Consider the following 12,018-nt stretch of genomic DNA (forward strand, 5'->3'; position numbering starts at 1 on the left):
GGAAATTCCTCCTGCGCGACGGCGCGGACGCGCAGATCGGCATCGAAGACGATCGCGCGGCTGGAGGTCGTGCCCTGATCGATGGCGAGGATATGGGACATCGCGCCCGTCCTGCTCTTTTTGTGGGGAAATGCAAGGAAGCGCCGGGGCCGCGGCGGCCCCGGCGCGGGGCACGTCACTCGTTCCAGGACTCGATTAGCTCTTCGTAGGTCACCGTCACCGGCTCGGGATCCTCGTTCGCGAGCTTCGGCTTCGGCGCACCCTCCTGGTCGAGCCAGTACTGCGGGTCGCGCTGCTCGTTGAGCTTCGGGCCCAGCTCGCCCTGCACGCCCGCGCGCTCGAGGCGTTCGAGCACGCGCTCCTGCTCCGCGCAGAGGCTGTCGAGCGCCTCCTGCGAGGTCTTGGCGCCGGACATCGCGTCGCCGATGTTCTGCCACCAGAGCTGCGCGAGCTTCGGGTAGTCCGGCACGTTCAGGCCGGTGTCCGACCAGCGCACGCGCGCCGGCGAGCGGTAGAACTCGACGAGGCCGCCGAGCTCGGGCGCACGCTCGGTGAAGCTCTCGTGGTTGATCGAGGAATCACGCACGAAGGTAAGGCCCTCGTGGCTCTTCTTCACGTCGACCGTCTTGGAGGTGACGAACTGCGCGTAGAGCCAGGCGGCCTTGGCGCGGTCCACCGGCGTGGATTCCATCAGCGTCCAGGAGCCCACGTCCTGATAGCCGACCTTCATGCCCTCTTCCCAGTAGGCGCCCTTGGGGTTGGGGGCCATGCGCCACTTCGGCGTGCCGTCCTCGTTCACGACCGGCAGGCCTTCCTCGACCATGTCGGCAGTGAAGGTGGTGTACCAGAACGCCTGCTGCGCGATGCCGCCCTGCGCGGGGACCGGGCCGGCCTCGGAGAAGGTCATGCCGGAAGCGGACGGCGGGGCGTAGTCCTGCAGCCACTTGATCGCCTTGTCGATCGCGTAGACCGCCGCGGGCGCGTTGGTCGCGCCGCCCCGGTCCATGCAGGAGCCGACGGGCTGATAGTCGTCGTTGACGCGGATGCCCCACTCGTCGACCGGGAAACCGTTCGGCTCGCCCTTGGAGCCCATGCCGGCCATCGACATCCAGGCATCGGTGTAGCGCCAGCCGAGCGACGGGTCCTTCTTGCCGTAGTCCATGTTGCCGAAGACCTCGCGGCCGTCGATGGTGCGGCCGGTGAAGAACTCCGCGATGTCCTCGTAGGCCGACCAGTTGACCGGCACGCCGAGCTCGTAGCCGTATTCCTCCTCGAACTCGGCCATGATCTCGGGATCGGTGAACCAGTCGTGGCGGAACCAGTAGAGGTTCGCGAACTGCTGGTCCGGCAGCTGATAGAGCTTGTCGTCCGGGCCGGTGGCGAAGGAGGTGCCGATGAAGTCGTCGATGTCCAGCGTCGGGCTGGTGACGTCGGCGCCTTCGCCCGCCATCCAGTCGGTCAGGTTGCGCACCTGCTGATAGCGCCAGTGCGTGCCGATGAGGTCGGCGTCGTTGACCCAGGCGTCATAGATGTTCTGGCCCGACTGCATCTGCGTCTGCAGCTTTTCGACCACGTCGCCCTCGCCGATCAGGTCGTGGGTGACCTCGATGCCGGTGATCTCGGTGAAGGCGGGAGCGAGGACGTTCGCCTCGTACTCGTGCGTGGTGATCGTCTCGGAGACGACGTTGATCTCCATGCCCTGGAAGGGCTCGGCGGCGTCGATGAACCACTGCATCTCCGCTTCCTGCTCGGCGCGGGTCAGCGAGGACACGTCGCCGATCTCGGCGTCGAGGAAGGCGCGGGCGGCCTCCATGTCGGCGAAGGCCGGGCCCGTCAGGGCCAGCGCGAGGCCGAGCGCCGTCGTCTGTTTCAAGGATCGCATGTCTTGGGGTCCTCCCTTGGTTTAAGTCGGTCGTGGATCGCCGCCCCTCCCGGCGGCGGGCTGCAGCTCACGCCCAGCGGAAGATCGCGGCGGCGTAGAGCAGGCAGAGGATGAGCGCGTAGGGCTGGTTCGCCCCCACAAGCGCGAGCCAGGCCAGGTTGATGAAGGCCGAGCCGAGCAGCGTCATGAAGAGCCGGTCGCCCCGCGTCGTCTCGAAGCGCAGGACGCCCATGCGCGGGCGCTCGGGAAAGCGCAGCGCGAGGTAGCTGAAGACGATCAGAAGCCCCGCGATGCCCAGAAAGAAGAGCGCCGTCGGCAGCGACCAGGCCATCCAGCCGCCCGCCGAGAGCGGCTGCGTCCAGCCGAAGCCGCCCTCGCGCCCCTCGGGCGTGACCGCGAACAGCCAGCCGAGAAGGGCGAGCCAGAGGGCGCCGACGCCCAGAAAGGCGAGATCGATCTTGCGGGTCGCGGTCATCGGCTCCTCCCTCACACGCGGCCCAGGGCGAAGCCCTTGGCGATGTAGTTGCGCACGAACCAGATCACGAGCGCGCCGGGCACGATGGTCAGCACGCCGGCGGCCGCGAGCACGCCCCAGTCGAGGCCCGAGGCCGAGACGGTGCGCGTCATGGTCGCGGCGATCGGCTTCGCCTCCACGCTGGTCAGCGTCCTCGACAGCAGCAGTTCCACCCAGGAGAACATGAAGCAGAAGAAGGCGGCGACCCCGATGCCGGAGGCGATCAGCGGCATGAAGATCTTCACGAAGAAGCGCGGGAAGGAATAACCGTCGATATAGGCCGTCTCGTCGATCTCGCGCGGCACGCCGCGCATGAAGCCCTCGAGGATCCAGACCGCGAGCGGCACGTTGAACAGGCAATGCGCCAGCGCCACCGCGATATGCGTGTCGAAGAGCCCGACGGAGCTGTAGAGCTGGAAGAAGGGCAGGGCGAAGACCGCCGGCGGCGCCATACGGTTCGTCAGCAGCCAGAAGAACAGGTGCTTGTCCCCGAGGAAGCTGTAGCGGCTGAAGGCATAGGCCGCCGGCAGCGCCACCGTCACCGAGATCACGGTGTTCATGGCCACGTAGATCATCGAGTTGACGTAGCCCATGTACCACGAGGGGTCCGTCAGGATCGTCGCGTAATTGGCCAGCGTCGGGTTCTGCGGCCAGAGCGAGAAGGTGCTCAGGATCTCCGTGTTCGTCTTCAGGCTCATGTTCACGAGCCAGTAGATCGGCAGCATGAGGAAGACGAGGTAGGCCGTCATCACCACCGCCGAGCCGTTGACGCGCACGCGCTTGCGCTGTCCGCCGGCGGTGAGGTTCTCGGGAATGCGGGTCGCGGTCGCCTCGGCCATCTCAGTTCTCCCGCTTCTCGAGGTTGACCATCACGGTGTAGAAGACCCAGCACACCGCGAGGATGACGAGGAAATACATCAGGCTGAACGCGCCCGCGGGGCCGAGGTCGAACTGTCCGAGCGCCATCTTCACCAGGTCGATCGACAGGAAGGTGGTCGCGTTGCCGGGACCGCCCCCGGTCAGCACGAAGGGCTCGGTGTAGATCTTGAAGCTGTCCATGAAGCGCAGCAGAATCGCGATGGTCAGCACGCCCGCCATCTTGGGAAGCTCGATGTAGCGGAACACCTTCCAGCGGCTTGCCTGGTCGATGCGCGCGGCCTGATAGTAGGCGTCGGGGATCGACTTGAGGCCCGCATAGGCCAGCAGCGCCACCAGCGACGTCCAGTGCCAGACGTCCATCACGACGAGCGTCGCCCAGGCCGAGAAGAAGTCCTGCGTGTAGTTGTAGGGGATGCCGAGCTTGTCGAAGGTGTAGCCCAGAAGGCCGATGTCCACGCGGCCGAAGATCTGCCAGATCGTGCCCACCACGTTCCACGGAATGAGCAGCGGCAGCGCCATCAGGACGAGGCAGACGCTCACCCAGGGCCCCTTCTTGGGCATGTGGAGCGCCACGAAGACGCCGAGCGGCACCTGAATGGCGAGAATGATGCCCGTGAAGACGATCTGCCGGCCCAGCGCGTTCCACATCCGGTCCGAGGCCAGAAGCTCCTCGAACCACATGAGGCCCGCCCAGAAGAACTGGTTGTTCCCGAAGCTGTCCTGAAAGGCGTAGTTGACCACCGTCATCAGCGGCACGATCGCCGAGAAGGAGACGAGGATCAGCACCGGCAGGACGAGGAACCACGCTTTCTGATTGGGGGTCTTTTCCATCACGCGGCCCTCCCTTCGACGCGCCAGTCGTTGGCGTAGACGTTGACGTGCGCGGCGTCGAAGGTGACGCGGGTCTTGTCGGGCCCGATCTCCTCGTCCTCGCCGGCGACGATGTTGATGTCGTGGCCGAAGAACTCGGCGCGCACGATCTTGTGGCGGCCCACGTCCTCGACCCGGCGGATGCGCACCGGCAGCCCCTCGCGCTCCGACAGGCGCACGAACTCGGGGCGCACGCCGATCTCGACCTTGCCCGAAAGCCCGTCATAGGCGCGGTCGAGCGCGATCTCGGCGCCGTTGGTGACCGCCTGTGTGCCCGTGACCTGCGCAGGCAGCAGGTTCATGCCCGGCGAGCCGATGAAGTAGCCCACGAAGGTATGCGCCGGGCGCTCGAACAGCTCCTCGGGCGTGCCGATCTGCACCACGCGGCCGTCATGCATGACCACCACCTTGTCGGCGAAGGTGAGCGCCTCGGTCTGGTCGTGGGTGACGTAGATCATCGTGTGCCCGAAATCGCGGTGCAGCGCCTTGAGCTGGGTCCTGAGCTCCCACTTCATGTGCGGGTCGATCACCGTCAGCGGCTCGTCGAAGAGAAGCGCGTTGACGTCCTCGCGCACCATGCCGCGGCCGAGGCTGATCTTCTGCTTGGCGTCGGCCGTGAGCCCCCGCGCCTTGCGGTCGAGTTCCGCCTCCATGCCGATCATCGCCGCGATCGTCTGCACCCGCTCGGCGATGTAGCCCGCCGGGGCGCCGCGATTGCGCAGCGGAAAGGCGAGATTGTCGCGCACGCTCATCGTGTCGTAGACGACCGGAAACTGGAACACCTGCGCGATGTTGCGCTCCGCGGTGGCGGCGTGGGTCACGTCCTGGTCATCGAAGAGGATGCGCCCCCGCGAGGGCTGCAGGAGCCCCGAGATGATGTTGAGCAGCGTGGATTTCCCGCAGCCCGACGCGCCGAGGAGGGCATAGGCCTCCCCGTCGCCCCAGACGTGATCGAGCTGCTTGAGCGCCCAGTCCTCCTCGCCCTTCGGTTTGGGCTTGTAGGAATGCGCGAGGTTGTCGAGCGTGATGCGCGCCATGTCTCTCTCCTCCCTCTCAGGCCGCCGCCGCATAGGCGGCCGCCGCGGCGAGGCGCCCGTCCTCGCCGAAGACGTAGACATGCGCCGGGTCGAGCCAGACGTCGATCTCGCGCCCCGGCGTCAGGTCGTGCACCCCGTGGATCAGCCCCACCCAGCGCTCGCCGTGGTGGTCGAGGTGCAGGAAGGTCTCGGAGCCGGTGATCTCGGTCACGCTGAGCGTCGCGGTGAACTGCATCGCCTCCTCGACGTGGCGCTCCGCCTCGAGGTGGTTGGGCCGGAAGCCCGCGACGTAGCGGCCGTCCGCGAGCTCCGAAAGGTGGCCGGTCGCCGTCGCGCTCTGCCCGTCGCCGAACATCAGTCGGTTGCCGGTCTTGGAGATCGGCAGGAAGTTCATCGGCGGGTCCGAGAAGACGCGCGCCGTCGTCGCGTCCACCGGGCGACGGTAGACCTCCGCCGTGGGGCCGAACTGCGTCACGCGGCCTTCCGAGAGCGCCGCGGTGTTGCCGCCGAGCAGCAGCGCCTCCTCCGGCTCCGTGGTGGCATAGACGAAGATCGCGCCCGACTCGCGGAAGATGCGCGGGATCTCGACGCGCAGCTCCTCGCGCAGCTTGTAGTCGAGGTTGGCCAGCGGCTCGTCGAGGAGCACGAGGCCCGCGTCCTTCACCAGCGCACGAGCGAGCGCGCAGCGCTGCTGTTGCCCGCCCGAAAGCTCCAGCGGCTTGCGGTCCAGCATCGGGGCGAGCTTCATCAGCTCCGCGGTCTCGCGCACGCGGCGGTCGATCTCGCCCGACGGTCGGCGCTGCAGGCGCAGCGGCGAGGCGATGTTCTCGTAGACGGTGAGCGTCGGGTAGTTGATGAACTGCTGATAGACCATCGCCACCTCGCGCTTCTGCACCGGCACGCCTGTCATGTCCCGGCCGTCCCAGAGGATGCGCCCCTCCGTCGGCTGGTCGAGCCCCGCCATCAGCCGCATCAGCGACGTCTTGCCGGCGAGCGTGCGCCCGAGCAGCACGTTCATCGTGCCTTTCTCGAGCGTCAGGTCCGTCGGATGGACATGCACCGCCCCGCGGACGGTCTTGGCCACGCCGTCGAGCACAAGCGTCATCGCGCTCTCCTCCCTATTCTGCCGCGCGGGCCTCTCCCTCGGCGCGGCGCCGCTCGGCCATCCAGGCGTCGATCTCGGCGACCTCCGCCGCCGTGAGCCGGAGCCCGAGCTTCGTGCGCCGCCAGACCACGTCCTCCGCAGTCCGCGCGTATTCGTGCCGCATGAGCCAGCCGATCTCGGCCTCGGTGAGACCGGCGCCGAAGGCCCGTCCCGGCCCGCCGGCCGTGTCCAGAAGCCGGCGCGCCTCGGTCCCGTAGGCGCGCACCAGCCGCCGCGCCTCCTCCGGCGCGAGCTCGGGGTAGGCGGCGGCGAGATCCGAGATCAGCGCCTCCACGCCGTCGACCGGGAAATCGCCGCCCGGCAGCGGCGCCTGCGCAGTCCAGGAGGCACCGGCCTCCGGGAAGTGGCGCCCGATCTTGTCCAGTGCAGCCTCGGCGAGGCGGCGATAGGTGGTGATCTTGCCGCCGAAGACGTTGAGCAGTGGCGCACCCTCCGCGTCGTCGAGGCTGAGCACGTAGTCGCGCGTCGCTGCCGTCGCGGATTTGGCCCCGTCGTCGTAGAGCGGCCGCACGCCCGCGTAGGTCCAGACCACGTCATCCCGCGTGACGGGGCGGGCGAAATACTGCGAGGCGAAATCCAGCAGATAGTCCTGCTCCTCCTCGGTGCAGACGACGGGCTCCGATGGGTCGGGATGATCGGCGTCGGTGGTACCGATCAACGTGAAATCACGCTCGTAGGGGATGGCGAAGATGATCCGCCCATCGGTGCCCTGAAAGAAATAGGCCTTGTCGTGATCGAAGAGCTTGCGCGTCACGATGTGGCTGCCGCGGACGAGGCGCACGCCCTCTCGGCTCGGGATGTGGGTCACGTCGCGGATGACCTGCCCGACCCATGGCCCACCAGCGTTCACGAGCATCCGCGCGTGCGTGGTCCAGCGGTGGCCGGTCTCGACGTCCTCCAGCTCGATCCGCCAGAGGTCGCCCTCGCGCGCCGCCTCGGTCACGCGGGTGCGCGTCCGGATCTCGGCGCCGTGCGCCTCGGCGTCGCGGGCGTTCAGCACGACGAGGCGCGAATCCTCGATCCAGCAGTCCGAATACTCGAAGGCGCGGCGAAACTCCGGCTTGAGCGGCGCGCCCTCGGGCGCCGTCGTCAGGTCGAGCGTGCGCGTGCCGGGCAGGATCTTCCGGCCGCCGAGATGATCATAGAGGAAAAGCCCCAGCCGGATCAGCCATGCCGGCCGCCGCCCCTTCATCCAGGGCATGACGCGGTTGAGGAGCCGCGAGGTCGGCGTCTCGGATTCGAAACGCATCTCCGCGTGGTAGGGCAGCACGAAGCGCAGCGGCCAGGCGATGTGCGGCATGGCGCGCAGCAGCACTTCGCGCTCGATCAGCGCCTCGCGCACGAGGCGGAACTCGAAATACTCGAGATATCGCAGGCCGCCGTGAAAGAGCTTCGTGGAGGATGAGGAGGTCGCCTGCGCCAGATCGCCCATCTCGGCGAGGCGGACGGACAAGCCCCGGCCCGCCGCGTCGCGCGCGATGCCGCATCCGTTGATGCCGCCGCCGATCACGAACAGATCGGCCGGTTCCCGGTCGCTCGACGCCGCGGACACTGCGCTCCTCCCTCTTCCCTGAGATCGAAAAGAAACAGATTCGCGGCATGTTGGTCAACGGATATTTTTCGCTTTTGATCGGTTTTGAGTGTTTGGGCCGAAAGCCGGTAACTTTCGCGGGTTCTCCGCATGTGTTTCCCGCGCTGCAGACGTCGCGGTCCCTCAGCAATCCTGTGCATCCGCTGCGCGGGTCCTTGCCCAAAGCGCGCAGCCGCGCGCGCGATCCGCGCAAATCCGCTCGCCCGCAGCCGGGGCATGGTGCTATACGGCCGCGCGGGAGAGGCAGGCGAAGGATCGGGCCCATGTCGCAGTCGTTCCGGCAGCGGGACATCCTCGAGATCGCGCGCGCGGACGGGCGCGTCCGCGTCGAGGACCTGGTGACGCGCTTCGGCGTCTCGGCGCAGACCATCCGGCGCGACCTGACGGAGCTCGCCGAGTCCGGCTGGCTCGAGCGGGTGCACGGCGGCGCGGTGCTGCGCTCGAGCGTGACCAACATCGGCTACGAGGACCGGCGCGGCACCAACGAGGCGGCCAAGGCCGCCATCGCCGACGCCTGCAGCGTTGCGATCCCGGACGGCGCGACGCTCTTTCTCGGCATCGGCACCACGACGGAGGCGGTGGCGGCGAAACTCCTCGGCCACCGCGAGCTTCTGGTGGTGACCAACAACATCAACGTCGCCAACATCCTCGCCGCCAACCCGGAGTGCGAGATCGTGCTCTCGGGCGGACGCCTGCGCCGCCTGGACGGCGGGCTCGTGGGCACGCTGACCACCTCGGTGCTGGAGCAGTTCCGCTTCGACGTGGCGGTGATCGGCTGCTCCGCCATCGCCGAGGACGGCGAGCTTCTGGATTTCGACTTTCAGGAGGTGGGCGTCAGCCAGAGCATCATCCGCCGCGCCCGCGCGACCTGGCTCGTGGCGGATCGTTCCAAGTTCGAGCGCAGCGCGCCGGTGCGCGTGGGCTCGCTGCGCGACGTGGATCGCTTCTTCACCAGCGCGCCGCTGCCCGAGGAGGTCCTGCGCCTCTGCCGCGACTGGGGCACCGAGGCGCATGTCGTCGCCCCCGACGGCGACGCCGCGGATCGCGCCGCCGGCTGAGACGTCAGGCGGCGCCCTCGGCGCGCACCTCCTCTGCCACGGCCTCGACGAACCAGTCGAAGCCCTCGCTGAGCAGCGCGGGCGAGGCGTGCAGGTCGATCTGCACCGCGTCGAGCGGCGGCAGGCCGAGCCGCTTGCCCGCCTCGATGCAGCCCGCGGGCACGCTCGGGCGGGTCTTGACCGTCGCGGCAAGGCCCGCGCTCACCGGCTGGTTGAGCCCGATGGGCGAGGTGCTGACATAAGGTTCATGCCACGCCCGCCCCGCGCGGCCGAGCGCGGCGAGGGCGTGCGCGCGGAAGATGCAGCCCTCCGGGTTGAGCGCGAGCGGCAGCGCCGCGGCCCGGTCGGGCGCGAACTCGGGGTGCGCGACCCAGATCATGCGCTTGAGCCCCAGGGGACGGCCCGTGCGCGTCGGTTCGTGCCGCACGGCGAGGATCACGTCCAGATCGCCCGCCTGAAACGCCGCGACGAGGCGGGAGGAGATGTCGCAGACGATCTCGATCTGAAGGTCGGGATACGCCGCGCGCGCCCGTGGCAGGAGGCCGGGCAGGTAGGTCTCCGCCTGCTCGCCGGGCAGGCCGAAGCGGATGCGCTCGGGGGCGCGGTCGCGCGCCACCTCGTCGCGCGCGTGCTCCTCCAGCGTCAGGAGCCGCCGCGCGTAGGGCAGCAGGCGCCGTCCCTCCGCCGTCAGCGTGACCGACCGGCTGGTGCGCGCGAAGAGCGTCGCGCCGAGATCCGCCTCGAGCCGCTTGATCTGAAGGCTGACCGCCGACTGGGTCCGGTTCAGCAGCGCGGCGGCCGGACTGAAGCCGCCGCTTTCGGCCACGGCGAGGAAGGCGCGGAGGAGATCGTTCGTCATGACCGATGAGCCATTGCAATAGATGCATCGAGAATAACTCGTTTCACAGATGGATTCGAGCCGCCTATTCCTGAAGGCACCGAGACATCGAGACCACAGGACCCATCCCATGACCGCGACACCGCTGCCCGAGGCGCTCGGGCGGAGCCATCCGCTCGGCCGGATCATCGATCTCGACGCCTATCCCATCGACCGCCTCGCCACGCCGGAGGGGCGGGATCTCGTGGCGCGCTGCCGCGCGCAGCTCGGCGAGGACGGCTGCGTCGTGCTCGCCGATTTCGTGCGCCCCGAGATGCTCGCCGAGCTCGAGGCGGAGACCGCGCGCCTCTCGCCCTCGGCGCATATCAACGCGACCGAGACGAACCCCTACAACTCCGCAGGCGACCCGGCGCTGCCGGACAGCCACCCGAAGAACCGCTTCGACGACCGCACCAACGGCTTCGTCGCCGGCGACCTGATCGGCGAGGAGACGATGATCCGCCGCATCTACCGCGACCCGGACTTTCAGGAGTTCGTCCGGCAGGTGGTGGACGAGCCCGAGATCCACGAATTCGCCGACCCGCTCGCCGATCTGGTGGTCAACGTGCTCAAGGAGGGGCGCCAGCATCCCTGGCACTTCGACAGCAACGACTACATCGTCACGCTCTGCACCCGGAAGCCCGAGGCGGGCGGCGTCTTCCAGTATGTCCCCGACATCCGCGGGGCGCAGGGCGAGAACTTCGAGGGTGTGCAGGCGGTGCTCGACGGGGACCGGTCCGCGCTGAAGTCGCTCGACGTGACGCCGGGCGATCTGCAGGTCTTCTTCGGGCGCAACTCGCTCCATCGCGTCACCCCGGTCGAGGGCCCGCGCGAGCGGCATTCGGTGATCTTCGCCTACGCCCGCGAGCCCGGCTTCGTCGGACAGCCCGAGCGCGCGCGCCGCATCTTCGGGCGCATGGCGCCCGTGCACGAGGAAATGGCGCGCAGCGGCGTCGCCCGCTCCGATGCGCTTGCCGACTGAGTCCGCCGCCCTCACTCTGGGAACGGACGGCCCAGGCCGCCAACCACGCCAAGGAGACAGACCCGCATGAGCATCGTCGAGAGCGAGGCCCTGACCGACAGCGAACCCGACGACATCCCCGTCGTGCCCTCCGCGCCGACCGGCACCTCCGACCCGATCCCGCAGGCCTTCGACCCGAGGCGCCTGCGCGCCGGGCGGCTGACGCGGCTCAAGACCATGATGGCCGAGGAGGGCTACGCCGCGCTCGTCCTCTTCGACCCGAACAACCAGCGCTACGCCACCGGCTCGCGCAACATGTTCGGCTACTTCCTGCGCAACTCCACCCGCTACATCTATGTCCCCCTTCAGGGCCCGGTGATCCTCTTCGAGTATCCGGGCAGCGCGCATGTCTCGACCTGGCTCGAGACGATCGACGAGCACCGCACCTCGAACGTCGTGTGGTCGGCGGTGAACCAGCGCGACGACGTCTCCTCCGATCCCTTCGGCCACGAGATCGCGGAACTCGTGCGCGCCCATGGCGGCGGCAACCTGAAGGTCGGGCTCGACCGCGCGGCGGTGAACCTCGTGCGCTCGCTCGAGGCCGAGGGGCTCGACGTCTTCGACTGCATGCAGGACACGCTGCACTGCCGGCGCATCAAGACGCCGGAAGAGATCGCCTGCCTCGCGCAGTCGGTCGCCGCGACCGAGGCCGCGGTCTGGGAGGTGGAGAAGGCGATCGAGCCGGGCGTGACCGAGAACGACCTCTTCGCCATCCTCTACGGCAACGTCATCAAGCGGGGCGGAGAGTTCATCGAGACGCGCCTGCTGAGTTCCGGGCCGCGCACCAACCCGTGGTTCAACGAGGCGAGCGACCGCGTGCTGCGCCCCGGCGAACTGGTCGCGATGGACACCGACACCATCGGCTGCCACGGCTATTACTGCGATTTCTCGCGCACCTTCCACGCCGGACCCGGCCGGCCGACGGGCTATCAGCAGAGCCTCTACCAGATGGCCTTCGAGCAGATTCACTACAACATGGACCTGCTGCGACCGGGCCTCGGCTACCGCGACCTCGCCGAGACGGCCTGGAAGATCCCCGAGCGCTTCCTCGACCTGCGCTATCCCTCGATCATCCACGGCGTCGGGCTGCACGGCGAGACGCCGCTCGTGGCGCACCACATGGA

Annotated in this window: 11 protein-coding genes; 3 read left to right on the plus strand and 8 right to left on the minus strand. The window is 68.5% G+C overall.

All coding sequences use genetic code 11. From position 1 onward, the window contains the following. Positions 1–175: 175 nt before the first annotated feature. The 7 genes from ACESL7_RS06845 to glpD form a co-directional block, all read right to left on the minus strand. Positions 176–1,882, minus strand: a complete 1,707-nt coding sequence (locus ACESL7_RS06845; protein WP_372892571.1) for an ABC transporter substrate-binding protein — start codon at positions 1,880–1,882, stop codon at positions 176–178. Between the two features lie 67 nt (positions 1,883–1,949). After that, a complete protein-coding gene (locus ACESL7_RS06850) occupies positions 1,950–2,357 on the minus strand; it encodes a DUF2160 domain-containing protein (RefSeq protein WP_372892572.1) in 408 nt (135 codons plus the stop codon). Positions 2,358–2,368: 11 nt separating this feature from the next. Next, positions 2,369–3,235, minus strand: coding sequence for a carbohydrate ABC transporter permease (locus tag ACESL7_RS06855; RefSeq protein WP_372892573.1), 867 nt, complete (start codon positions 3,233–3,235; stop codon positions 2,369–2,371). 1 nt (position 3,236) lies between these two features. Then, complete coding sequence (locus ACESL7_RS06860; protein WP_372892574.1) at positions 3,237–4,106, minus strand: carbohydrate ABC transporter permease; 870 nt, start codon at positions 4,104–4,106, stop codon at positions 3,237–3,239. Then, positions 4,106–5,182 (minus strand): ABC transporter ATP-binding protein, encoded by a 1,077-nt coding sequence (locus tag ACESL7_RS06865; RefSeq protein ID WP_372892575.1) that lies wholly within the window; start codon positions 5,180–5,182, stop codon positions 4,106–4,108. Before ACESL7_RS06865 ends, ACESL7_RS06860 begins: the two co-directional genes overlap by 1 nt. A 16-nt stretch (positions 5,183–5,198) precedes the next feature. Continuing rightward, positions 5,199–6,287, minus strand: a complete 1,089-nt coding sequence (locus ACESL7_RS06870; protein ID WP_372892576.1) for an ABC transporter ATP-binding protein — start codon at positions 6,285–6,287, stop codon at positions 5,199–5,201. A 13-nt stretch (positions 6,288–6,300) separates the two neighbouring features. Beyond that, on the minus strand, positions 6,301–7,899 hold the full coding sequence (gene glpD / locus ACESL7_RS06875; protein ID WP_372892577.1) for a glycerol-3-phosphate dehydrogenase: 1,599 nt from the start codon (positions 7,897–7,899) through the stop codon (positions 6,301–6,303). Between the two features lie 302 nt (positions 7,900–8,201). On the opposite strand from glpD, the gene ACESL7_RS06880 reads away from it, so the two are divergent. Beyond that, positions 8,202–8,996: a DeoR/GlpR family DNA-binding transcription regulator gene (locus ACESL7_RS06880; RefSeq protein WP_372892578.1), complete on the plus strand. Its 795-nt coding sequence runs from the start codon at positions 8,202–8,204 to the stop codon at positions 8,994–8,996. Between the two features lie 4 nt (positions 8,997–9,000). On the opposite strand, the gene ACESL7_RS06885 is transcribed toward ACESL7_RS06880, so the two are convergent. Further along, positions 9,001–9,855 carry a LysR family transcriptional regulator gene (locus ACESL7_RS06885; RefSeq protein WP_372892579.1) on the minus strand — a complete coding sequence of 285 codons (855 nt, stop codon included), beginning with the start codon at positions 9,853–9,855 and terminating at the stop codon, positions 9,001–9,003. Between the two features lie 109 nt (positions 9,856–9,964). Between ACESL7_RS06885 and ACESL7_RS06890 the strand changes: the two genes are divergently transcribed. Beyond that, positions 9,965–10,855, plus strand: coding sequence for a HalD/BesD family halogenase (locus tag ACESL7_RS06890; protein ID WP_372892580.1), 891 nt, complete (start codon positions 9,965–9,967; stop codon positions 10,853–10,855). Between the two features lie 66 nt (positions 10,856–10,921). After that, the coding region (locus ACESL7_RS06895; RefSeq protein WP_372892581.1) for a M24 family metallopeptidase at positions 10,922–12,018 on the plus strand (1,097 nt) is incomplete at its 3' end.

The sequence above is a fragment of the Rhodosalinus sp. genome, assembly GCF_041685465.1.
Taxonomy (GTDB): Bacteria; Pseudomonadota; Alphaproteobacteria; order Rhodobacterales; family Rhodobacteraceae; genus Rhodosalinus.

What these genes read in the sequence shown, in the direction of transcription:
- ACESL7_RS06880 (WP_372892578.1), top strand. Translation starts at nt 8,202, where the DNA reads ATGTCGCAGTCGTTCCGGCAGCGGGACATCCTCGAGATCGCGCGCGCG.
- ACESL7_RS06885 (WP_372892579.1), bottom strand. Translation starts at nt 9,855, where the DNA reads ATGACGAACGATCTCCTCCGCGCCTTCCTCGCCGTGGCCGAAAGCGGC.
- ACESL7_RS06850 (WP_372892572.1), bottom strand. Translation starts at nt 2,357, where the DNA reads ATGACCGCGACCCGCAAGATCGATCTCGCCTTTCTGGGCGTCGGCGCC.
- ACESL7_RS06865 (WP_372892575.1), bottom strand. Translation starts at nt 5,182, where the DNA reads ATGGCGCGCATCACGCTCGACAACCTCGCGCATTCCTACAAGCCCAAA.
- ACESL7_RS06845 (WP_372892571.1), bottom strand. Translation starts at nt 1,882, where the DNA reads ATGCGATCCTTGAAACAGACGACGGCGCTCGGCCTCGCGCTGGCCCTG.
- ACESL7_RS06870 (WP_372892576.1), bottom strand. Translation starts at nt 6,287, where the DNA reads ATGACGCTTGTGCTCGACGGCGTGGCCAAGACCGTCCGCGGGGCGGTG.
- ACESL7_RS06855 (WP_372892573.1), bottom strand. Translation starts at nt 3,235, where the DNA reads ATGGCCGAGGCGACCGCGACCCGCATTCCCGAGAACCTCACCGCCGGC.
- ACESL7_RS06890 (WP_372892580.1), top strand. Translation starts at nt 9,965, where the DNA reads ATGACCGCGACACCGCTGCCCGAGGCGCTCGGGCGGAGCCATCCGCTC.
- ACESL7_RS06860 (WP_372892574.1), bottom strand. Translation starts at nt 4,106, where the DNA reads ATGGAAAAGACCCCCAATCAGAAAGCGTGGTTCCTCGTCCTGCCGGTG.